We start from the raw sequence: 21,181 nt of genomic DNA on the forward strand, positions 1-21,181 counted from the left end.
TTGCCATTTGAACCAAAACAATTTCCGGCCGCCCGCCCAGGGAGACAGGCGGGCGGCCGGACAGGCGCCTATTTCTGCGGCGCCTGGTCGATGATCGACTGCATGGTTTCCTGGGCGTTGGCGATCGCGCCATCGACGTCGTCGCCGAAGAACACCTCGTTGATCATCTGCGTCCACGGGCCGTTGGCGGAGTTGATCAGGTCGTTGAACACCACCGAGTAGGGCGTCTTGCCCTTCGCCATCGCCTCGGCGGCGATCTGGTAGCGCGGATCGAGATCCTTGAGCGCGTCCTTGGCGATGTCGCCGCGCACCGGCAGGCTGCCGTATTTGGCGAGGATGGTCTGGCCCTCGAGCGAATAGGCGAAGTCCAGGAACTCCTTCACCACGGCGAGCTTCTTGGTGCCCTTGGTGACGACGAAATTGTCGCCGCCGGCAAAGGACGACCAGTTGCCATCCTTGCCCGGCAGGAAGGTGATGCCGTAGTCGACATTGGGATACTGCGTGTTGAGCGCGCCGATGGCAAAGGCGCCAGAGGGCGAGATGCCGATATTGCCGGCGGCGAAGGCGGCGAAGAAATTGGCGCCGGTGTCGGTCTGCGCGCCCGCCGGCACCAGGTCCTTCTTGACCATGGAGCGGTAGAGATCGATGGCGCCACGCAGCTGCGGGCTGTCCAGCGTCGCCTTGGAGCCGTCCTCCGACAGGATGTCGCCGCCAGAGGCCCAGATCAGCGGCGTGAAGGTGAAGATGTTGCAGCCGCCGCAATTGCCGGAGAAATAGAAGCCCTTGATGTTGCCGCCAAGCGCGTTGACCTTCTCGGCATCGGCTTCGATCTCGGCCCAGTTGGTCGGACCTTTCTCGGGGTCGAGGCCGGCCTGCTTGAACAGCTTCTTGTTCCAGATCAGCACCGAGGCGTCGGCCGAGAAGGGCAGGCCGTAAATATGGTCCTTGTAGGTGCCGGTCTTCACATGCGCCGGCGACAGGCTGGCGAAATAGGGCAGGGACTTCGCCCAGTCGGTGATGTCCTCGAGCTGGCCGGCAGCGGCGAAGGACGGGGTGTAGATCAGGTCGAGCGACAGTGCGTCGGGCGCCGTGCCGCCGGCGGCGGCCGCGCCATATTTCGGGATGATCTCGGCATTGGGGATGATGTCGAGCTTGACCTGGTCCTTGTTCGCCTTGTTGAAGGCGTCGACGATCCTCGGCATGAAGTTCGAGCCGTCGGCACGCACCCAGATGTTGGCGGTCTCGGCGGCGGCAAGTTGCAGGCCGCAGCCCAGAGCGGCGGCCGTCAAGGCCAGTTTGGCAATCAAAGTCCTCATGTTCTCCTCCTCCACATTGGCCGCGATGCGCGGCTCGCCGCCGATCGCAGCGTTTCGTTCCGTCTTTCTCAGCCGTCCGGCGGACGGCCGCAGGACTGACGCACCACCAGCCGGCACGGCAGTTTTCTGAGGCCTGGCGCGGCGGATTGGCCGCCGACCAGGGAAAGCAGGGTCAGCCCGGCCTCGCGGCCTAGTGCTGCCAGGTTCATGTCGACCGAGGTCAGCGGCGGGCGGGTCGCCTCGGCCACGATCTCCCAATTGTCGAAGCCGATGACGCCGACATCATTGGGCACGCCGAGGCCGCGTTCGCGCAGAGCATCGATGACGCCGCGCGCGATCTGGTCGTTGCCGCAGAAGACGGCGTCCGGTTTTTCGCCGTTGCCATCGAACAGTTTCGCCACGGCGTCATGTCCCCAGGCTTCCGACCAGGAGCCGAGCAGCGGCTCGATCACCGGCAGGCCGTTTTCCGTCAAGACGGCGCGGTAAGCCTGAGCCCGTTCGTGCACCACGGCAAAGCTCGCCGGACCGGTGACATGGGCGATGCGCTTGCGGCCGAGCCGGCGGAAATGCTCGATCGCCAGCCGCGCCCCGCCGCCATCGTCGGAGACGAAGGCGACAGCGTCGGGATCGGGCTGGGTGAAGGCATAGATCACCGGGACGCGCAGGTTGGACAGGTCGACCGGCAAATGGCGGTCGATGCGCTTGCCGGTGGCGATGATGCCGTCGACGCGCTTGTCGAGCATGGCCTCGACATGGAGCTGGCCGAGGCGCGGATCCTCCTCGACATTGCACAGGAACACCGAAACGCCGGCATCGACCAGGGCGTCCGATATGCCCGACATCAGCGGCAGCGAGAAACGGCCATAGGTATCGTTGGTAAGCAGGCCGACGGTGAAGGAGCGCCGCCTCAGCAGGCTCTGCGCCAGGCTGTTGGGACGAAATCCCAGGCTGCGCGCCGTCTCGCGGATGCGCTCGCGGGTCTCGGCCGTCATGCGCCCCTGGCCGTTGAGCGCCTTCGAGGCGGTGGCGACGCTGACGCCGGCCCGGGCGGCCACGTCGCGCAAGGTGACGGGCTTGGGAAAGACCGGAGCTGGCTGATCGTCCGATGCCATCGCGGCAAGAATCCTTAGCTGGGAAAAGGTTTTCCCTTATCGGCCGGAATAAGGCCCGGCCAATGGCCGAGCCTGATCGGGACTGTTTGGAAAAACCTTTTCTCAACTCAAGCTAGGGCACATCAAAGACCTGTTCAAGAGAAAAATTGCAGTCGCTGGCGCGATCGGATTTCGCGGGGGGCGCGGCCAATCGGTGCCGGGTTCACAGGTCGCCGTGCGCATTCATGGACTCAAGACCGCTTCGGCAGCTTCTCAGCGGAAATCATCCGATGTCAGCACATACAAGCTCTTGTGGGTGCGGCTGTAGGCCTTGGCGGCGACGTCGTGGATCGTGGAACTCGACCTGTCGAAGGCGGCAAGATAGCCGGCCTCGTCGGCGGTGGTGTCGGGCTGCATCCTGGTCATGGCATCGGCGGCCACGGAGAAGGAAATCTGCAGCATGCCGTCATGGCCGACGAAGCGGATGCGTTGACCGGCCACGTCATAGCTGCGGCTGCGGTTGGGGAAGGTCAGGCTCATGTCTTGACCCCCGTTGCGGCGGCCTTCTTGGCCACCCGTTTCGCCTTCGGCGTCGGGTTCAGAGCTTCGGCCACGCGGTCGGCTTCTTCCTTGGCCAGCCGCAACTCCCTCAGCCGTTTCGTCTTGATCTCCCTGGCACGCGCCTCGGACATGTATTCAGCGGTCGCCTTGTTGTGCTCCGCCGTCTTCTTCTGCTTGTCGACAAAGCGGGCTTGGGCTTTTTCCATCAGAGTCTGATTGCCATCGGCCATCGAACAAATCTCCTTCATGCTGAAATCGTGAAAACGAACTTGTCCGATAAATAGGCGCTCGGCAGGAAAAATTCAATCTTTCGAATTATTTGGCGCTTTGCGGGCACCGAGAAAGCGAGCGCTGAAATAATACTTTTGAATATTTTCCCGCGGCCAAGATTATCCTTGCCTCCGGGAAATGTAGGTCGGGCCGAGGTGCCAACGGACGCTATTTCGAACGGAAATCCGTTTCGCACCTTCCTGAAATTGCCTAGGATGGTCCGGTGGTCGATTGGGGGCGTTTGCGGAAAACGGAACCGCGATTCTGTATACGGAGACAAGCCATGTTTGCCGCCAAGGCCATCGACGCCTCCAACAAGGCCGAATTCTACCGCGACCTCGCCAAGCAATTGAAGGCATTGCTGGAGGGCGAGGGCGATTCCATCGCCAACGCCGCCAACACCTCGGCGCTGATCTTCCAGATGGTGCCCGACCTCAACTGGGCCGGCTTCTACTTCCTGGCATCGGACGAGGAACTGGTGCTCGGCCCCTTCCAGGGCAAGCCGGCCTGCGTGCGCCTCACTGTCGGCAAGGGCGTGTGCGGAACGGCGGTCGAGCTCGGCACTTCGATGCTGATCAAGGACGTGCATGATTTCCCCGGCCACATCGCCTGCGACGCCGACTCGCGCTCCGAACTGGTGGTGCTGCTGGAAGACGAGGAGGGTGTCTTCGGCGTGCTCGATCTCGACAGCCCGACGCCCGGCCGTTTCGACAGTGCCGACCAGGCCGGCATCGAGGCGCTGGCGGCAATCTATGTCGCGGCGAGTTCGTTCGAGGATTGAATCCGGCTCACAATCAGATTCAGACAAGGCCTCCTGGAGCGGTTCAGAGTTTGATAGAATCTCTGACCCGCTCTAACTTCTTGTTTTTACTCAACTCCCAAGGGGAAGCGCTAGGCGCTTCTCCCGGGAAAACCGCTACGCACTTTTCCTGGAATTGCTCTAAGCCCTTGTTTTGACAGATGCCGTGTGCCCCTATGCCTTCACGCGCAGGGACAGGCGGATCAGGCCAGCTTCACCAGCATCAGGCTGAAGCCGCCGATGAACAGGAAGGCGCAGAAGGCGAGCGCCAGCGGGCGCAGGCCGCGCGAGCGAAGCTGCGAAATGTCGGCCTGCAGGCCCATGGCGGCGAGCCCCATGGTCAGCATGATGGTGGTGGCAAGCACTATCGCCTGCTTCACTTCGGCCGGTACCGCCACAAGGCTGTTCAGCGCCACGACGGCGACGAAGGCGGCGACGAACCACGGCATGGGCGGGCGCGCCGCCGAGGGGTCGCCGCTCTTGCGGCGTGCCATCAGGCCGAGCGCGATGACCATCGGCGCCAGCATGGCGACGCGCGTCAGCTTGGCCACGGTGGCGATCTCGCCGGATTGGGTGCCGTTCTGGAAACCGGCGCCGATGACCTGCGCCACCTCATGGATCGAGGCGCCCGCCCACAGGCCAAAAGCGTGCTGGTCTAGGCCAAGCAGCGGCGCCAGCAGCGGGAAGCCGAGCATGGCGACGGTGCCGAACAAGGTGATCGAGGCGACGGCATAGGTGACGTCCTCATCGCGCGCGTCGGTGACGATGTTGGTGGCCACGATCGCCGAGGCGCCGCAGATCGAAGTGCCGGCGGCGATCAGCTGCGCCAGCTTGGCATCGACGCCGATCAGCCGGCCGAGCGTGATGGTGAAGAGGAAGGTGGCGCCAAGGGTCGCCGCCACGATGCCGACGCCGCTGGCGCCGATCGAAACCACCTGGCCGAGCGTCAACTGGAAGCCGAGCAGCACGATGGCAAAGCGCAGCAGGCGCTTTTGCGAGAAGGCGATGCCGGCCCTGGCGTGCGCCGGCGTGCCGAGCACATTGGAATAGGCCATGCCGGCCACGACGGCCAGGATCATCGGGCTGAACAAGGCGAAGCCGGAGACATTGCGGGCGGAGAAGGCGACGGCCGTGATCATCGACACCAGCACGATCCCGGGGATGATGCCGTTCCACAGGGAATCGAGGCGCTTGCGGCCCCGCGCCAGATCGGCGGAAATCCTGCTTTTCGGAATATCGTTCGCGATGCGGGTCAGGGAAGACAATGCAATTCTCCAGGCGGGTATCCCGGGGAAATGCCATTTCATAATCGATCTTTCCAACGAATTATTTTGGTTGGAATGATCTATTTTTACGAACGATTGGCCGTCCAAACGGTCTCAAGGACGCGTGTGCGCATTGCTTATGGCTTGGCGATGCATCGCACCGAGCTGCGAGAACGCAATCCGTCGGGCTACAACAAGTCCTGCCACCGCCGTGCGCCATGAATGACACGCACGATCTCCGCACCGTCGTCCGTTTGGCGATAGAGGATCAAGTAGTTTCCCGCAGGGAACGTGCGCAAGCCCGGTCGCACTTCCGGCCGGGCAATGCCCATGCCCGGCATGTCGGCGATGCGTTCGCAATGGGCATGGATTTCGTCATACCAACGCAACGCCGCCGCAGGACTGTCCTCGGCTATATAAAGCGCGATGGCTTCGATATCAGCTTCGGCCTCCGGTCGAAGGCGTAGCGTCATCGCGATGTGCGCTCGGCAATCCTCGCATCAAGCTTGCCTTTGATCCGGGCGAAGGCATCGCGGCCGTCGACCGGATCGCCGCTTGCCATGCCTTCGTCCCAAAGCCGGCCTAGCTCGTCGATGGCTTGGTCGCGTTGCATCCGACGAAACTTCCACTCGCGCAAGGCCTCGCGCATGACTTCGCTCGCCGAAGCGTATTCGCCCGCCGCAACGGCCTCGCGCATCATGGTTGCCATTTCGGGCGTGAGGGCAACGCTCACTTTCTCGACATTCGCCATCGGCGGGTTCTCCTACCTGGGCAAAGTAGGCAAGTTTACTACCGGCTGCAAGGAGGCCAGGTGGCGCATGACATCAAAGCTGTGCCTCGATCGCCGCCTTGTCGATCACCGACCAGACGTTCCTGATCCTGTCGTTCAGATATTCATAGAAGACGTTCTCGCTGAAGGAGACCTTTTTGCCATTGATGGGCAGGCCGAGGAACGTTCCCTTGGGCGTGCAGTTGAACTGGAGGCGGCTGGCGATGAAAGGCGGATCGGAGATCAGCAGTTGCACATCGAAATAGAGGTCGGGAATTTCCCGAAAATCCCGCTCCAGCATGTCGCGGTAGCCTGACAATCCGACGCGGTCGCCGTTGTAATGCACCTCGTCATGGACAAAGCGATGCAGCCTTTGCCAATCCTGATTGTTGAGGCAGTCGATATAGCCTCGATAGAGATCGGTTTCGGTCACGGTGATGGCTCCGTTGCTGACGCTTGGACGAGATCATGCTCGACCGGAAGATAGAACGACCGTGGGCACAGTCCAGACGTTCCAGCCCCCGGTACCGGAATGCATCGACCAGCAGCGAGCAGGCTGATGTCGCAGTAGGCGTGCGCGCTCTACGACCCAGCCGGATGAGGTCGACATCAACAAGATCCTGTCTAGGCCGACGGCGCAGGAGTGTTGAACAGGGCAATCGTTTCGGATTTCGAATTCGCTCATTTTTCGAGCGCTGGCACTGCCCCTCACCTGCCTGCCGGCATCCTCTCCCCGTATAGTGACGGGGAGAGGGACGCTGCAATCGCCGGTTTAGCCAATCACCTGCGTTGCAAGGAGGACGCCGAGGCTGCCGCCAGCCCCTTCTCCCCGTCACTATACGGGGAGAAGTGCCCGGCAGGGCGATGAGGGCGGCGTCGCGAAGACCCGAGGATCCATGCCGCGACCTTGGTGGCAGGTGCAGCGGAGCCCGATTCTGCACCGCTGCGGCGCCTGGAAGTCGCGGCATGGATCCTCGGGTCTGCGCCGCGTCGCTACGCTCCTTGCTTCGCCCGTGGATGACGAAGTCGGGGGCTTGGGCCAATCCCCAGATCTTGACGCACCGCTCTTCCTGCGCCAGCTTGCCGCCATGTTCGCTCGCGCGCCCGCCAACACCAAGCGACGCCGCTCCTGCATAGCGCGGAGCGGCAGGCTGATTGCGCGACGATAAATCCGGCACGATAGATCCGGTTTGTTCGTTTCCCGCCCCGCCCGCACCATCAGCCGGCGGGGTTTTCATGTCTGGAGCCTTTTGATGATTGCCAATCCTTCCATCCGGTTTCGGCCGGCCGAGCCTGCCGACGCCGCCGCGATCAGGGATATCGTGCGTGCCGCCTATGCCAGATGGGTGCCGGTGATCGGCCGCGAGCCGCTGCCGATGCGTGCCGATTACGACAAGGCTGTCGCCGAGCATCCGTTCGATCTCGCCGTCGAGGACGGCCGCATCGTCGGCATGATCGAGACTTTGCTCGCCGACGATCACCTGTGGGTCGAGAATGTCTGCGTTGCGCCGCAGGCGCAGGGCAGGGGCATCGGCCGGCTGCTGCTGGAGCGCGTGGAAACCAAGGCGCGCGCGGCGGGACGCGCGGAGCTGCGACTGTTGACCAACGGCGCCTTCGAAGCCAATGTGTCGCTCTATCGCAAGCTTGGCTATACGATCGATCGGGAGGAGCCGTTCCTGAACGGAACGACGGTCTATATGAGCAAGCGGCTTGTTGGATGCCCACCAACCGGAGCGTGAGGATGGCTGCCAGGATCAAGCTCAAGCAACTCCCCGGCCTGTATGCGATTTCGCGGCTTCAAGCCGGTGACGGCATTCCTGCCTGGGCTGACGGACCGGGCTTCGTCAGCGTCACCAGAACCGACGACGAGCTCTCGATCACCTGCCTTCAGGATCGCGTGCCGGATGCCGTCAAGCACGATCGCGACTGGGTCGCCTTCAAGTTGCAGGGGCCGTTTGCGTTCGACGAAACCGGCATTGTGCTTTCCGTCATCAGGCCGCTGTCGGAAAACGGTTTGGGCATCTTCCTGGTATCGACCTTCGATGGCGACCACCTGCTGGTGAAAGCGACAGACGAGCCCGCGGCTAGAGGATTTCTGGGCGAAGCCGGGCATACGCTGCTCTAGGCAGCTCATCGCCGGCCGCTGATCAACGATTGGCGCTCTGGCTCAATCCCTGGCGCGCTGGCTCAACCATTTCTGGGGTTGCGTTTGACAGCGCCGTTCGCGCATCGTTATTTCTAGCCCGATATCACGGCCGGACCGGCCATGCGGCACCCCCAGGGAGAAAACCATGTCACACGATCTGCAGTTCTATATCGATGGCGCGTGGGTCGATCCTGTGGTGCCCAACACGCTCGACGTCATCGATCCGTCGAATGAAGACGCCTTCGCGCAGATCTCGCTCGGCTCCAAGGCCGATGTCGACAAGGCGGTGGCCGCCGCCAAGCGCGCCTTCAACACATATGGTTTCACCTCGGTCGAGGAGCGCCTCGATATCCTCAACCGCGTCATCGAGATCTACAAGAAGCGCAGCAAGGACCTGGCGCTTGCCGTGTCGCGCGAGATGGGCGCGCCGCGCCAGATGGCGCTCGACAGCCAGGTGGGCGTCGGTCTCGCGCATTTGCAGAAGATGGCCGAGACGCTGAAGAATTTCCAGTTCCGCCATGTCAAGGGCAACCATCTCGTGGTCAAGGAGCCGATCGGCGTCGTCGGCCTGATCACGCCGTGGAACTGGCCGCTGAACCAGATCACCTGCAAGGTGGGGCCGGCACTCGCCGCCGGCTGCACCATGGTGCTGAAGCCGTCCGAAATCGCGCCGCTCGACGCCATCATCTTCGCCGAGATCATCGACGAGGCCGGGGTGCCGAAAGGCGTGTTCAACCTCGTCAACGGCGACGGCCCAGGCGTCGGCCAGGCGCTGTCCAGCCACCCCGACATCGACATGATGTCGTTCACCGGTTCGACCCGGGCCGGCATATTGGTGGCCAAGGCCGCAGCCGACACCGTCAAGCGCGTGCATCAGGAACTGGGCGGCAAGTCGGCCAACATCCTGTTTCCGGATGTCGACCTCGCTACCGCCGTTTCCAAGGGCGTCGCCGGCTGCTTCGGCAACAGCGGCCAGTCCTGCAACGCGCCGACGCGCATGTTCGTGCCGCGCGAGCGCCATGACGAGGCCGCCGGATATGCCAAGGTCGCGGCTGAAAAATTCACCGTCGGCCCGGCCGACGGCGCCAACACCAAGCTCGGCCCTGTCGTCAGCCAGGTCCAGTTTGACAAGATCCAGGACCTGATCCAGAGCGGCATCGACGAGGGTGCGACGCTGGTCGCCGGCGGCCCCGGCCGTCCTGCCGAACTCAACCGCGGCTACTATGTCAGGCCGACCGTGTTCGCCGACGTCACCCACGACATGCGCATCGCGCGCGAAGAGGTTTTTGGCCCGGTGCTGGCGATCCTGCCCTACGACACGGTCGAGCAGGCGGTCGAGCAGGCCAACGATACCGTCTACGGCCTTGCCTCCTACATCCAGGCCAAGGACCTGCAGAAGGCCCGCGACGTGGCGGCGCGCATGCGCTCGGGCAATGTCTACATCAACTATCCCCAATGGGACGCCGGCCTGCCCTTCGGCGGCTACAAGCAGTCCGGTAACGGCCGCGAATATGCCGAATACGGGCTCGAGGATTTCCTCGAGATCAAGGGCATCGCGGGGTACGAGGCGGCGGAGTAGTTCTTTGGCCGCAGCGTAGCTGGAGAGGGGCCGGCGCCGCCCCTCATCTGCCTGCCGGCATCTTCTCCCCGTATAGTGACGGGGAGAAGGACGCTTTCGCAGATGATTTCGCCAATCTCCAGCATTGCGAAGGCGGCGCCGGCATTGCGGCCTGCATCTTTCTCCCCCTCACTATACGGGGAGAAATGTCCGGCAGGACAATGAGGGGCGGCGCCGACCTCGGCGATTAGCGGTCTCGGTCACAAGGCCCACACTGATATGCTCAGCCATACCCCCATCCTTGCCAATTGGCAGATACATGCTATATATCTGCCATTAGCGAGGTCTAAACATGCAGCTTCAAGCCATCACCACGACGCCGGCCGCGGTCGGCTCAGCCATATCGGATGAAGAGGCCGGTGCGCTGGCGCGCACCACGGTCAATCTGTTCAAGGCCTGGAACCTCACCGACTTCGAGGCCTGCGTGCTGCTTGGCGGCATTTCGGCCCGCACCTGGGCACGGTGGAAGGAAGGCGGCATCGGCCGGATCGACCGCGACCTGCGCACCCGCATGGCGCATCTGATGGGCATCCACAAGGGGCTGCGCTACCTCTTCACCGAGCCGGCGCGCGGCTATGCCTGGATCCGCAAGCCCAATGCCACTTTCGGCGGGCAGTCGGCGCTCGACCTGATGCTGCGCGGCGACATCTCCGATCTCGCGGCGATGCGCGAATGGCTCGACGCGGAGCGTGGTGCATGGTGAGTGGGCTCGCGGTCCGGCGCCGCGTCCACTGGCCCCAGACCTATCGCATCATCCGCTCCATCCATCCGCCAATCGACCTGTTCGAGGACATTGCCGACCCGCGCGACTGGGAGGCGCTGGCCGCCGTCGAGGAGAAGACCAACCCGCGCATCCGGCTCGAACTCGGCGATCTCGGCAAGGTGCCGGCCGCAAGGCGGGTTTCAGGCCCCGGCGCCAGTTTCGTCATGGCGCCTTTCGTGCATTGCTCGACCTTGCGCCCCGGCCGTTTCTCGGACGGCAGCTACGGCATCTATTATGCCGGCGACAGCGAGGACGTGGCGCTGGCCGAAACCATCCACCATCACCAGAAATTCATGCGCGCCACCAACGAGGCGCCGGGCTGGACGGCCGACTTCCGCGTGCTGATCGGCAGCGTCGACCGCGACCTCGACGACGTCAACGCGGTACCCGGCGTGCTCGACCCCGACGACTACACGGCGTCGCAGGCGGAAGGGCGGGCGCTGCGGGCCTCGGGAAGCGACGGGCTGGTGTGGAACAGCGTGCGCATGCCGGACGGGGAGTGTATCGGCATCTTTTGGCCCGACGTCATCGGTGTCCCGGTCCAGGGCCGCCACTACAGTTACCACTGGGACGGCGGCCGCGTCGACTTCGTGCGCCAGCACGACACCGGCAAGGTGCTCGAAGTGGTGTGAGCAGGGCGGGGCGGCTTGTCCTCACGCCAACGCCGCCGCCAGCAGTTTCGCCTGCGGCGTCAGCGCCTCGAAGCGGCGGGCGCACAGATTGAGCTGGCGCGTGGCCCAGTCATCGCCGAGCCGCAGGCTGCGCAGCGTGCGGGCCGAACGGCGCGCCGCACTTTCGGGCACGATGGCGATGCCGGCGCCTTGCGAGACCAGCCGGCAGACATTGTCGAGGCCGGGCACGCGGATGCGGAAGTGCAGGTGGCCACCGAGCCTGGCGGCCTGGCGGGTGATGTGCTCCTGCAAGGGATGGCCGGCGCTCAAGCCGACGAAGGCTTCGCCGAGAAGGTCGGCAAGGCTGGCGGTCTGGCCTTCGAGGCCGGGCCTGTTCCGCGCCGTAATCACCACCAGGCGGTCGACGAAGAACGGTTTTTGCTCGAGATGCGAAAGGCCGGCCCAGGTCGCGGCGATCCCAAGATCGGCGGCACCGTTCGCCACCGCCTCGGCGATCTCATGGCTGGGGCGTTCGTCGAGCTCGATGTCGATCCCGGGATGCGCGACCAGGAAGGCCGGCAGCGTGTCGCGCAGGAGTTCGCTGGTCGCCGCCGTGTTGGCCATCAGCCGTATGCGGGCGCGCAGGCCCGTGGCGTAGGCGCCGAGGTCGCCGGCCATCGCCTCGATCTGGTTCTGCACCGCGCGCGCATGGTGGAGCAGCGCCTGTCCGGCCGCCGTCGGCACCACGCCGCGCCGGCGCCGCTCCAGAAGCGGCGCGCCGAGGCTTTCCTCCATGCCCTTGATGCGCGCGCTGGCCGAGGCCAGCGCCAGGCCGGCGAGTTCGGCGCCATGGGTGATGCTGCCGCGTTCGGCCACCAGCAGGAACAGTCGGAGATCGGTGAGGTCGAAACGCATTTTTCGCTCCCGCAAATCGTGCCGCGCCAGCATCAGCCTTCGTTCAGGCCGAAGGCTGGCAGCGCAACTTCCACATTGTGGGCGGCCCGCATGTCCGTCAAATCATTTGCGATGGAGATAAGCGATGCGTGAAAAAACATCAGGCCGGCAAGGGCTAGGCATTCTTGAAAGCGCGGCGATCGTGCTGGCGATCGCGGTGGCCTCGCTTGCCATGGCGCAAGCGCAGCCTGGTTCGCATGGATGCGCCGCGGCGGCGGCTTCCGTCAGCCGTGATGCCGTGCCGGCAAACCTGGATGCCGAGGCGACGGACATGTTGTTGCATGACTGAAGGAACCGGCGTGCCCGGGCTCTATCCTAATGAACGTCCATCCATGGTGAGCGGCCATCCATGCTAAGCATCGGCGCCGTCGCCCTCATCGGTTTCGTGTTTCTCGCCGCCGGCCTCGTCAAGGGCGTCGTCGGCATGGGGCTGCCGACCGTGGCGATGGGCCTGCTGGCTGTGACCATGCCGCCGGCGCAGGCGGCCGCCTTGCTGTTGATCCCGTCGCTGGTCACCAATCTGTGGCAGTTGTTCACCGGTCCATCCTTCGGCGGGCTCTGGAAACGGCTGTGGACGATGATGGCCGGTGTCGTCGTCGGCACCGTGACTGGCGCCGGCCTGCTGACCGGCGCGCACACGATGATCGCCTCGGCCGGGCTTGGCGCCGCGCTGATGCTCTATGCGCTTGTCGGCCTGGCCAAGGCCGGCTTCACCACGCCGGCGCGCCACGAGGCCTGGATATCGCCGCTGGTCGGCGTGGCGACCGGGCTGGTCACCGGCGCCACCGGCGTTTTCGTCATTCCGGCGGTGCCCTATCTGCAATCGTTGCGGCTGGGCCGGGAAGACCTGATCCAGGCGCTTGGCCTGTCCTTCACCGTATCGACCTTGGCCCTCGGCTTCGGACTGTTCAGGGCCGGCGCGCTTGCCTCGCCGACGGCGCAATTGACGGGGTCGGTGCTGGCCCTGGCGCCGGCGCTGGCCGGCATGGTCGTCGGCCAGGCGCTGCGCCAAAGGATGAGCGTCGAGACTTTTCGCACGGTGTTCTTCGCCGGCTTGCTGGCGCTCGGGGCCTATCTCGCGTTGGAGGCTGCGCTGCAGGGCTAGTCTAAAAAAGCCAGGCCCCAAAACCTCTTTCGAGTGTTTCGGCGGGGCCCGGCATTTTGGAGGATCAAGCGGTGCGCTTGCGTGCCTGCATGACGCTCAGCCATATGGCCGAGACGAGAAAATAGAAGGCGCCGAACGCGGCATAGGGCGCGATATCGGTGATGCCGGGCGTCGCGGCGCCGATCGCCTGTTTGATGAAGAAGCCGCCGGCAAGCGCCGACTGCGCACCGCTGAGCACCATCGCCCATTGCGCGCCCGCCCGCCAACGGCGCACGCCGGTGGCAAGCTGGAACAGGCCGGAGAGAATGGCCCATGCCCCGAACACCGCCAGGACCGCGTGCGGGCCCTGTCCAAGGGCGATGAAGACCGCGATCGCCGTGATCGTGCTGACCGCCGCGTTGAGCGCCTGGCTGGGATTGGCCTTCAGGCCGCCGCTGCGCTGCGCGTCCAGAACATTGGCGATCGCGTCCCAGGCCGGGTAGGCGACCAGCAGTATCGCCGCGACCGGCGGCGCGCTTTTGCCAAGGGTGAAGGCCGCCGCCACCCACGCGACCGAAAAGCCGGCGCGGAGGAAATAATATGACTTCAGCCACTGCGATGCGGCAACGCCGCTGGGCGCCTGGATGGTTTGAGTGCTCATTGGAACGTCCTGTCTTGTTGGATGGCCCGAGGCTGAGAGGCGGCGGGTTGACCCGCTTGATCACGCCCTCGGGGTTGGATGATTGGAACAGCCCATTCTCGCGCCCTCGGCGCGGGAATGGCTTTGCGCCAAGGCGAAAACAGCGCATAATCAATGGGAATGCGCTATCCTTGCCAAGGAATGTATGAGAACCGGTCGGCCATATCCATGATTGAATCGCCTGAAAACTTGACCATTCTTCCGGATGGAGGGCCGCGTGCGGGTGTCTCCGGCGACCTTCTCTCGCATGTGCTGGCGCAGATCAGGCTTACCGGCGACGAGGTTTTTTCACGCACGCTGGCGGAGGCGGAGCAACTCGATCTCGACGAGGGGCAGGCTCATATCGTCGTGGTGACGGCCGGCGCACTGCGCATGGAGAGCGAGGACCAGGCTGCCGCCGTCATCGAGGCCGGCGACCTCGTGCTGCTGCCTCGCGGCCCCGGCGCGTCGCGGCTGGTGGCATCGCATCCACGCGTCACGATCGTCGTCTGCCGCTTCTGGTTCGATCCGGACAGCCTGCGGGGGATGATCTTCGCCTTGCCGCAATGCATTCACATCCAGCGTGCCCAGGGGGCAGGGTGGGTCGATGGAATGCTGCCTTTCCTGATGGTCGAAACCAGCGGCGCCCAGCCGGGTGCTGCCTTGATGATTTCCCGCATCATCGATCTCATGGTCATCCGCACCTTGCGCAACTGGGTCCATGAAGGGCACGCCACGGGCTGGCTCGGCGGGCTTTCCGATGCCCGCATCGCCCGTTCCCTGAAGGCCATCCACGAAAGGCCGCTGCAGCGGTGGAGCATCAATGAACTGGCCGACAAGGCCGGCATGTCACGTTCGAGCTTCTGCGAGCGCTTCGCCGCGCTCGTCGGGCGTTCACCGCTGCGCTACCAGAATGAATGGCGCCTGGGCCTGGCCCGCGATCTGCTGGCCAGGCGGGACGCGCGCGTGGGCGAGATCGGCTTGCGCATCGGCTACGAGTCCGAAGCCGCCTTCAGCCGGGCCTACAAACAGCTCTTCGGGCACCCGCCACGGGTTGAATATGCGCTGACCAATGAACCCGCCAAGCAGCCCTGACCGGAGGCGCCATTTTGTAAAAAGTGAGCTGCGGGACCTACCGCACCACCAGCACCGGAATCTCGGTGTAGGACAGCACTTCCGCCGTCTGGCTGCCCAGAAGCAGCCTGCCCAGCCCGCGGCGGCCATGCGAGGCCATGACGATCAGGTCGCAGCCTTGCGTCTTGGACAGGTCCAGGATCGCTTCGGCGGGCCGTTTGTCCTCGACATGGACCAGTTTGGCGGAGACGCCGGCGGCATCTGCGGATGCCTTGCATTTGTCGAGCACTTCCCTGCCATAGCGGCGCGATTCTTCCTGGAAGACGGCCAGTTCATCGCCGGCGGCGTAGCCGGCCATGGCGCCGCCCCAGGCGAAGATCGGGAATTGTTCCGAAACGGTGACGAAGGTGACGGCGGCGCCGAGGTCCTTGGCCAAAATGAGGCCCTGGGCGACGCCCTTGCCGGCCAGTTCCGAGCCGTCGGTGGCGATGAGCAGATGTTTGTACATGATGATCCGACCTGTGATGCCTGATTACTCTCCAACATAGATAGTTATGCCTCCGCGCTCATTCATTGAGCCAAAGCGGCGGGGATCAGGGCCAGCGAGGGATTCGATATCCAGAGCTTGGTGTCTCGGGCGGTCAATCGTTGGCGCCGGCGCCGCCCGTCATTGCCCTGCCGGGCATTTCTCCCCGTAAACGGGGAGAAAGAAGCTGCCGCAACGCCGCCGCCTCACTTGCAACGCTGCCGATTGGCGAAATCAGCGGCGACAGCGTCCTTCTCCCCGTTTACGGGGAGAAGATGGCGGCAGCCAGATGAGGGGCGGCGCCAGCGCATCGAGAAGAGGCATGAATTTCGCCGGCCGGATTCCCCTTCGCGAAATCGTCCTCTAAGGTGCCGACAACTTTGAAAGGCATTCCATGAGCAACGCGTATCCGCAGATCCATCTCGTCCGGCATGGCGAGACGGCATGGAGCCTTTCGGGGCAGCATACAGGCCGCACCGACATGCCGCTGACGCCGGCCGGCGAAGCGGCGGCGCGCGGTGTGGCGGACCGCTTGAAAGGCCTGTCGTTTTCCCAGGTTTGGTCGAGCCCCTCGCAGCGCGCCTACAACACCAGCGTGCTTGCCGGCTTTGGGGCCGCGAGCCTCAAGCTGGACGATCTGCAGGAGTGGGATTACGGCGCCTATGAAGGGCGCACGACCAAGGAAATCCTGGCCGAGCGGCCGGGCTGGAACGTGTTTCGCGACGGTTGCCCGCAAGGCGAGACGGCGGCCGATGTCGGCGCCCGCGCCGACAGGATTATCGATCGCCTGCGCAAGGCCAATGCCGACATACTGATTTTTTCAAGCGCGCATTTCCTGCGCGTGCTCGCCGCCCGCTGGCTCGGCCTGCCGCCGGAAGGCGGCGCGCTGTTCGTGCTCGACACGGCCAGCATCAGCGTGCTGGGTTATGAGCATGATCTGACCGAGCCGGTCGTGCGCAAGTGGAACCTGAAGTAGGCAGGCCACATCAACCAGATGTGGTGACGCCTATCGCCTTCGTCATCCACGGGCGAAGCAAGGAGCGAAGCGACGCGGCGCAGACCCGAGGATCCATGCCGCGACTTCGGGGCGCAGCCACGGTGCGGAATTCTGCTCCGCTGCGCTTCACGGCAAAGGTCCCGGCATGGATCCTAGGGTCTCCGCGACGGAGCTGCGCTCCTGCTTCGCCCTAGGATGACGACGTGTTGGGTGGCTTTGGCTAATTCCGATGCTGGACGCTAATCAACTCAAACCGCGCGCCCGCCTCCTACCTCTCGAACTTCCTGATCGCCTCGGCGGTGAAGGGCTGGAAGAAATTCACCAGATTGCCGTCGGGGTCGCGGAACAGCAGCGAGCGGTTGCCCCAGGGCATGGTGGTCGGCTCCTGCACGGTTGTCTTCTTGATGAGGTCCGACAGCCGGGCGAATTCGGCATCGACGTCGCCGACGCGGAACTCGAGGATGGCGGTGTGGTTGTCGGCGGGGCGGGCGATGTCGCCGCCGAACAGCATCAGGGTGCGCGTGCTGCCGATCGCCAGCGTGCAGGCCGGCGTCGCCAGTTCGGCGAAGTCTTCGGTGTACACCGTCACCGGCATGCCGGTGATCTCACCGTAGAAGCGCACGAGGCGCTGGACATCTGACGTGATGATGCGGACAGAGACGAAATTCATCGCATTGGCTCCTTGATCTCGAAGCCGCGAGCGGGCTTCCCAGCCGATGCATAGACCAGGCCTCCTGACAGCTTTCTGTCAGGAGAGGAGTTGCGACGGTTACGCTTCGGGTTCGGTCCAGACCGGCGGCAGGCCGAAAGCCGCGAACAAAGCGGGGCCGAGCGGGCCGACATAGACCGTCAGCGCGGTGATCCGGCCTTCGGCCGGCTCGATGACGTGCAGCGATTGCGCGCGCCATTCCGGGTCGTGAAACCGTTGCGCGTAGATCGCGACCGCTGGTTGGCTGTTGGCCCTTGTCGCCACCGCGCGATAGCCGGCGTAATTGTTCCACACGGTCTTGAAGAAGTCGTGGATCGCCTGGCGCCCCTGATACCAGTCATGCCATGGCGGCATGTGGTAGGTGGCGTCTTCGCGCAGCAGTTCGACGAAGCCATCGAGATTGGCGGCCTCCCAGGTCCTGATATAGCGTTCGAGCAGCAGGTCCTCGTCGGGGCTTGGCCGCGCGCGCTGCAGTGGCCGCCCCTTTGGAAAGCGTTCGCCAAGTGTGGCGCGCGCCCGCTGCAAGGCACTGTTGACCGACGCCGTCGAGCCGCCCAGCAATTGAGCCGCCTCCAGCGCCGACCAGCCGAGCACGTCGCACAGCAAAAGCACGGCGCGCTGCCTGGGCGGCAGAAGCTGGATCGCCGCGACGAAGGCCAGCCGGACGGCCTCACGGGTTTCGTAGCGTGCGTCCGGCCCGGGTGCGCCATCGGCGAGATCGGGCAGCTCGGCGTCCGGGTAAGGTTCCAGCCAGGCGAGTTCGGCGGCCGGCCCGGCAGCGGCGCGGCCTTCGGTCGACGGCCGTGCGGGCTCTTCGAGAATGCGGCGCGCCGACGACCTCGCCTTGATCGCGTTGAGGCAATTGTTGGTGGCAATGGCGTAGAGCCAGCCACGCGGCGAGCCGTGGCCGCCGAATTGCGCGCGGCCGCGCCATGCCTTCAGGAACGTGTCCTGGACGAGGTCGTCGGCCTCGTGCAGCGAGCCCATCATCCGGTAGCAGTGCAGCTTGAGTTCGCGGCGGTGGGTGGTGGTCAGGCGCTCGAAGGCCGGCCGGTCGAGGACCGGCCGGCCCGATGGCCCGAAAGCGCCAGGAGCATCCGTCATTTCAAGTCCATTGTAACGATTTCGGGCCATCCTGCGCGCCTCACGCCGCCGCCGCAAGGCCGCTGCCGCTCACCGTGAAGGCGGTGCCCTGCATCTTGCCGCCGGCAAGCGTCACCACGGCGCTGGCGACATCGGCGGGCGTCTGCATATCGGTCATGCTGGCCAGGAAATCCGCCGGGCTGATGCCGAGATAGGCCGAAACGCCCGATATGCCGCGCTGGCCGACGCCGGTGCCGGCCATGATGCGCATCGGCGCCAGCGCCATGAAACGCAGGCCGAGGCCAAGCCGGTCGGCTTCCTTCTGGCTGTGGGCGGCGAGGAACAACTGCATGCGCTTGGCGCCGGAGTAGCCGCCGGAATTGGGCGGGCCGCCGCTGAATGCAGCGCCGCTGGAGATCAGCACCACGCGGCTGCCGGGCTTCAGCCGGCCGCGCAGCGCCGCCTGGCAGAACAGGAAGGACGCCTTGACGTCCATTTCCCAATTGGCGGAGAATTCGTCCCAGCCCTGGTCCTGAATCGGTGCCGACGGGGCGAAGGCACCGGCGCAGATCACCAGCACGTCCGGTTCGAGAGCGGCGAAGACCGCATCGGGTGCCACCTCCTGCGTGGCGTCCGCCACGAGCGTCCTTACGCCTGACGCCTCCCAGGAGAGTTCCTTCAAAGCGTCCGCGCCCCGGGCGACGGCGAGCACGGTTGCTCCCTCGCTCAGCGCAGCCTTCACGATGGAGCGGCCGACGCCCCGGCTGCCTCCGACGACGACAACATTTTGACCTTGCAACGATCCCATGGTTCACCTCGCTGTTCCGGCCCGGAGGAATTCCGGCGCCTGATGATCAGGACAGCCGAGGCGGGTGGAATTCATCGGTACGTCGGTAAAAATCTTTCGCGGGGCGCCTGTCAGGCGGCTTTCATTCGTTCGCCGCATGGCCCTCGAGGGCGCGACGTTTGCTCAAGCGCGCAGCAACGCCAGAGCCGATCCATTGCCAGAAGCAAAACGCATCGGCGGTATCCAGATTCTATTCTGATAACCAAGAATTGATTGGAAGTACTGCGCCCGTGATTGGCGATTGGCTCGAAAGCCATCCTAAAACTGTCGGCGGGTGAATTAATTCATAAGGCTGAGGGGAGTTGATATGATCCGCCGCACAACGGGTATCATGACGGTGCTTGCGCTTCTGGGGTTTTCGGTCTGTCCAGCCGCCGCGTATACCCACTCGTTCAGCTATGAAAAAACGGCACTCTCCGGACAGGAGATTTTTCTCTACGGAGGATCGACCCTCAACCCCGACTGTTCGAAGGCCGGCAAGGATGATTTGAGAGCAATTTCCGGACCAAGTCATGGAAAGCTCATGATTATGAACGGGAAGACCTATGCGCACTACGCCAAGAAAGATGCGCGTGCGAAATGCGATTCGCGCAAGGTCGACGGGATCAAGGTCATGTATCGATCGGCCCCTGGTTTCAAAGGGCGAGACGAGGTGACTTTGTCCCTTCATACCTACTATGGATATGCGTCCAAGACGGTCATCAGGATCAACGTCGAATAGCAGATTCGTTTTTTGGCTGGTGGCGCCGCGCCGCTTACTCAGCCAGCAACGCCAGCTCCTGCGCCGTCAGATGCCGCGCCGTGCCCTTGGCGAGGTTGCCGAGCGGCAGGCTGCCGATGGCGATGCGGATGAGGCGCTTGACCTCGATGCCGTGGGCGGCAAGCAGGCGGCGGATGTGGCGGTTCTTGCCTTCGTCGAGCACGATCTCCAGCCAGGCGGTGCGGCCGCCGCTGCGCAGGAGTTCGATCGCGTTTGCCGCCAGGGTCTCGCCGTCGACGGTGACGCCGGCGCGCAACCTGTCCAGCAGCGTTTCATCCGGCACCGTGGCGACCTGCACGTGATAGGTCTTGGGCAGATGCGAGGCTGGATCCATCAGCCGGTTGGCGAAGCGGGTGTCGTTGGTCATCAGCAGCAGGCCTTCGCTGGCCTTGTCGAGACGGCCGACCGGCGAGACATAGGGCAAATCGAGCCCTTCGAGACAGGCGTAGATGGTGTCGCGCTGTTGCGGGTCGTCGCGGGTGGTGACCAGCCCGCGCGGCTTGTTCAGCATCAGATAGACCTTGCGCTCGGCGACGACCGCATCGCCATCGACGACGATGCGGTCGCGGTTCATGTCGACGCGCAGCGCCGCGTCACGCACCACCTTGCCGCCGACGCGCACGCGGCCCGCCGCGATCAGCACTTCGGCCTGCGTGCGCGAGCACAGGCCGAGTTTTGACAGCGCACGGTTCAGGCTGACGCCGGGAGGTCCGGCGCTGCGTGGCTTGCCGGCTGGCGGCCGGCCGGGCGGTGGTGGTCGTGCTGCCATTCTGTTGCCGGCGTTCCGTTCCGGCGGACAGATGCCACGGGGGAGGCGGGCACCGCAAGCCGGGCGCGGCCGGTCTGTTGCTGTCCCAGCAACAAGCGCTTCAGGCGGATGGCTCGGCCATCACGATGAAATTGCCGCAGGTGTCGTCGAAGAAGGCCGATGTCACCGGGCCTGTGCGTTCCGGAGGCCCGAGAAATTTCACGCCGCGCCCGGTGAGCCGATCGAACTCGGCGTGGATGTCGCCGACGGTGATGAGCGCCGCCGGGAAACGGGCGTCGTAAAGCGCTTGCTGCGCGGCGCGCGCCGGCGGGGCGCTGTTGGGTTCGAGCACCAGTTCCGTGCCGCCATCGTCGGGTGCCACCACCGTCAGCCAGCGGATTGGACCGCTGTCGTGATCATGCTTTTTCACAAAACCCATGACCGAGGTGTAGAAGGCCAGCGCCTTGTCCTGGTCGTCGACCTTGATGAGGATATGGCGAAGCCGCATGGT

The 21,181-nt window shown here is 64.5% G+C and carries 28 protein-coding genes; 12 read left to right on the plus strand and 16 right to left on the minus strand.

The genetic code is table 11. The annotated features are described in order from the left end of the window. Nucleotides 1-68: 68 nt before the first annotated feature. The 4 genes from EN824_RS01065 to EN824_RS01080 all read right to left on the minus strand — a co-directional run bounded on the left by EN824_RS01065 (nt 69) and on the right by EN824_RS01080 (nt 3,198). Nucleotides 69-1,316, minus strand: a complete 1,248-nt coding sequence (locus tag EN824_RS01065) for a sugar ABC transporter substrate-binding protein (RefSeq protein WP_135931723.1) — start codon at nt 1,314-1,316, stop codon at nt 69-71. Between the two features lie 68 nt (nt 1,317-1,384). Next, nucleotides 1,385-2,428, minus strand: a complete 1,044-nt coding sequence (locus EN824_RS01070; protein ID WP_135931724.1) for a LacI family DNA-binding transcriptional regulator — start codon at nt 2,426-2,428, stop codon at nt 1,385-1,387. Nucleotides 2,429-2,680: 252 nt separating this feature from the next. Next, nucleotides 2,681-2,947 carry a DUF1488 domain-containing protein gene (locus EN824_RS01075; RefSeq protein WP_127280275.1) on the minus strand — a complete coding sequence of 89 codons (267 nt, stop codon included), beginning with the start codon at nt 2,945-2,947 and terminating at the stop codon, nt 2,681-2,683. Then, nucleotides 2,944-3,198, minus strand: a complete 255-nt coding sequence (locus tag EN824_RS01080; protein WP_127280276.1) for a hypothetical protein — start codon at nt 3,196-3,198, stop codon at nt 2,944-2,946. Before EN824_RS01080 ends, EN824_RS01075 begins: the two co-directional genes overlap by 4 nt. Nucleotides 3,199-3,521: 323 nt before the next feature. Here EN824_RS01080 and EN824_RS01085 point away from each other — a divergent pair, with 323 nt between their 5' ends. Further along, the gene (locus EN824_RS01085; RefSeq protein ID WP_127280277.1) at nt 3,522-4,019 is read left to right on the plus strand and encodes a GAF domain-containing protein; all 498 of its coding nucleotides are present in this window, start codon (nt 3,522-3,524) and stop codon (nt 4,017-4,019) included. 221 nt (nt 4,020-4,240) lie between these two features. Here the strand turns inward: EN824_RS01085 and EN824_RS01095 are convergent, their stop codons facing one another. From EN824_RS01095 to EN824_RS01110, 4 genes are all read right to left on the minus strand, one after another. Continuing rightward, nucleotides 4,241-5,302 carry a YeiH family protein gene (locus EN824_RS01095; protein WP_135931725.1) on the minus strand — a complete coding sequence of 354 codons (1,062 nt, stop codon included), beginning with the start codon at nt 5,300-5,302 and terminating at the stop codon, nt 4,241-4,243. Between the two features lie 188 nt (nt 5,303-5,490). Next, on the minus strand, nt 5,491-5,775 hold the full coding sequence (locus EN824_RS01100; protein ID WP_127280279.1) for a type II toxin-antitoxin system RelE/ParE family toxin: 285 nt from the start codon (nt 5,773-5,775) through the stop codon (nt 5,491-5,493). Further along, a complete protein-coding gene (locus EN824_RS01105; RefSeq protein WP_135867376.1) occupies nt 5,772-6,053 on the minus strand; it encodes a type II toxin-antitoxin system ParD family antitoxin in 282 nt (93 codons plus the stop codon). The genes EN824_RS01100 and EN824_RS01105 overlap by 4 nt, the downstream gene beginning before the upstream one ends. A 73-nt stretch (nt 6,054-6,126) precedes the next feature. Next, entirely contained in the window at nt 6,127-6,504 is a 378-nt protein-coding gene (locus EN824_RS01110; protein ID WP_127870188.1) for an ester cyclase, read from the minus strand. Nucleotides 6,505-7,324: 820 nt separating this feature from the next. On the opposite strand from EN824_RS01110, the gene EN824_RS01120 reads away from it, so the two are divergent. From EN824_RS01120 to EN824_RS01145, 5 genes are all read left to right on the plus strand, one after another. After that, a complete protein-coding gene (locus EN824_RS01120; protein ID WP_127278910.1) occupies nt 7,325-7,810 on the plus strand; it encodes a GNAT family N-acetyltransferase in 486 nt (161 codons plus the stop codon). A gap of 2 nt (nt 7,811-7,812) precedes the next feature. After that, entirely contained in the window at nt 7,813-8,196 is a 384-nt protein-coding gene (locus tag EN824_RS01125; RefSeq protein WP_135867378.1) for an ACT domain-containing protein, read from the plus strand. A 166-nt stretch (nt 8,197-8,362) separates the two neighbouring features. Further along, nucleotides 8,363-9,796, plus strand: coding sequence for an aldehyde dehydrogenase family protein (locus EN824_RS01130; protein WP_135931726.1), 1,434 nt, complete (start codon nt 8,363-8,365; stop codon nt 9,794-9,796). A gap of 331 nt (nt 9,797-10,127) precedes the next feature. Then, the gene (locus EN824_RS01140) at nt 10,128-10,538 is read left to right on the plus strand and encodes an MbcA/ParS/Xre antitoxin family protein (RefSeq protein ID WP_135931727.1); all 411 of its coding nucleotides are present in this window, start codon (nt 10,128-10,130) and stop codon (nt 10,536-10,538) included. Next, complete coding sequence (locus tag EN824_RS01145; protein WP_135920689.1) at nt 10,532-11,230, plus strand: RES family NAD+ phosphorylase; 699 nt, start codon at nt 10,532-10,534, stop codon at nt 11,228-11,230. Before EN824_RS01140 ends, EN824_RS01145 begins: the two co-directional genes overlap by 7 nt. A gap of 21 nt (nt 11,231-11,251) precedes the next feature. On the opposite strand, the gene EN824_RS01150 is transcribed toward EN824_RS01145, so the two are convergent. After that, complete coding sequence (locus EN824_RS01150; RefSeq protein WP_127278905.1) at nt 11,252-12,124, minus strand: LysR substrate-binding domain-containing protein; 873 nt, start codon at nt 12,122-12,124, stop codon at nt 11,252-11,254. Nucleotides 12,125-12,248: 124 nt separating this feature from the next. On the opposite strand from EN824_RS01150, the gene EN824_RS01155 reads away from it, so the two are divergent. Together EN824_RS01155 and EN824_RS01160 are read left to right on the plus strand one after the other, a co-directional pair. Beyond that, the gene (locus EN824_RS01155) at nt 12,249-12,452 is read left to right on the plus strand and encodes a hypothetical protein (protein ID WP_135931728.1); all 204 of its coding nucleotides are present in this window, start codon (nt 12,249-12,251) and stop codon (nt 12,450-12,452) included. A gap of 60 nt (nt 12,453-12,512) precedes the next feature. Next, nucleotides 12,513-13,268, plus strand: a complete 756-nt coding sequence (locus EN824_RS01160) for a sulfite exporter TauE/SafE family protein (RefSeq protein ID WP_135931729.1) — start codon at nt 12,513-12,515, stop codon at nt 13,266-13,268. Between the two features lie 64 nt (nt 13,269-13,332). Here the strand turns inward: EN824_RS01160 and EN824_RS01165 are convergent, their stop codons facing one another. Beyond that, complete coding sequence (locus tag EN824_RS01165) at nt 13,333-13,908, minus strand: DUF308 domain-containing protein (RefSeq protein ID WP_135916454.1); 576 nt, start codon at nt 13,906-13,908, stop codon at nt 13,333-13,335. Nucleotides 13,909-14,115: 207 nt separating this feature from the next. Between EN824_RS01165 and EN824_RS01170 the strand changes: the two genes are divergently transcribed. Next, nucleotides 14,116-15,021: an AraC family transcriptional regulator gene (locus tag EN824_RS01170; protein ID WP_135931730.1), complete on the plus strand. Its 906-nt coding sequence runs from the start codon at nt 14,116-14,118 to the stop codon at nt 15,019-15,021. Nucleotides 15,022-15,058: 37 nt separating this feature from the next. Here EN824_RS01170 and EN824_RS01175 read toward each other — a convergent pair whose 3' ends face one another. Continuing rightward, on the minus strand, nt 15,059-15,508 hold the full coding sequence (locus EN824_RS01175; protein ID WP_135916456.1) for a universal stress protein: 450 nt from the start codon (nt 15,506-15,508) through the stop codon (nt 15,059-15,061). Between the two features lie 412 nt (nt 15,509-15,920). Here EN824_RS01175 and EN824_RS01180 point away from each other — a divergent pair, with 412 nt between their 5' ends. Then, nucleotides 15,921-16,502, plus strand: coding sequence for a histidine phosphatase family protein (locus tag EN824_RS01180; protein ID WP_135931731.1), 582 nt, complete (start codon nt 15,921-15,923; stop codon nt 16,500-16,502). Between the two features lie 289 nt (nt 16,503-16,791). Here EN824_RS01180 and EN824_RS01185 read toward each other — a convergent pair whose 3' ends face one another. The 3 genes from EN824_RS01185 to EN824_RS01195 all read right to left on the minus strand — a co-directional run bounded on the left by EN824_RS01185 (nt 16,792) and on the right by EN824_RS01195 (nt 19,123). After that, entirely contained in the window at nt 16,792-17,193 is a 402-nt protein-coding gene (locus EN824_RS01185) for a VOC family protein (protein WP_135931732.1), read from the minus strand. A 99-nt stretch (nt 17,194-17,292) separates the two neighbouring features. Further along, the gene (locus EN824_RS01190; RefSeq protein WP_135931733.1) at nt 17,293-18,336 is read right to left on the minus strand and encodes an RNA polymerase subunit sigma-70; all 1,044 of its coding nucleotides are present in this window, start codon (nt 18,334-18,336) and stop codon (nt 17,293-17,295) included. Nucleotides 18,337-18,376: 40 nt separating this feature from the next. After that, nucleotides 18,377-19,123 carry an SDR family NAD(P)-dependent oxidoreductase gene (locus EN824_RS01195; protein WP_127280130.1) on the minus strand — a complete coding sequence of 249 codons (747 nt, stop codon included), beginning with the start codon at nt 19,121-19,123 and terminating at the stop codon, nt 18,377-18,379. Between the two features lie 64 nt (nt 19,124-19,187). Between EN824_RS01195 and EN824_RS35050 the strand changes: the two genes are divergently transcribed. Both EN824_RS35050 and EN824_RS01200 read left to right on the plus strand, forming a co-directional pair. Next, on the plus strand, nt 19,188-19,361 hold the full coding sequence (locus EN824_RS35050) for a hypothetical protein (RefSeq protein ID WP_189522105.1): 174 nt from the start codon (nt 19,188-19,190) through the stop codon (nt 19,359-19,361). A 108-nt stretch (nt 19,362-19,469) separates the two neighbouring features. Beyond that, nucleotides 19,470-19,883, plus strand: a complete 414-nt coding sequence (locus tag EN824_RS01200) for a hypothetical protein (protein ID WP_135931734.1) — start codon at nt 19,470-19,472, stop codon at nt 19,881-19,883. A gap of 34 nt (nt 19,884-19,917) precedes the next feature. Here EN824_RS01200 and EN824_RS01205 read toward each other — a convergent pair whose 3' ends face one another. Both EN824_RS01205 and EN824_RS01210 read right to left on the minus strand, forming a co-directional pair. Then, the gene (locus EN824_RS01205) at nt 19,918-20,691 is read right to left on the minus strand and encodes a pseudouridine synthase (protein WP_189522106.1); all 774 of its coding nucleotides are present in this window, start codon (nt 20,689-20,691) and stop codon (nt 19,918-19,920) included. A gap of 100 nt (nt 20,692-20,791) precedes the next feature. After that, entirely contained in the window at nt 20,792-21,178 is a 387-nt protein-coding gene (locus EN824_RS01210; protein WP_135867390.1) for a VOC family protein, read from the minus strand. Between the last annotated feature and the right edge of the window lie 3 nt (nt 21,179-21,181).

The sequence above is a fragment of the Mesorhizobium sp. M8A.F.Ca.ET.181.01.1.1 genome, assembly GCF_004792025.1.
Classification (GTDB): Bacteria; Pseudomonadota; Alphaproteobacteria; order Rhizobiales; family Rhizobiaceae; genus Mesorhizobium.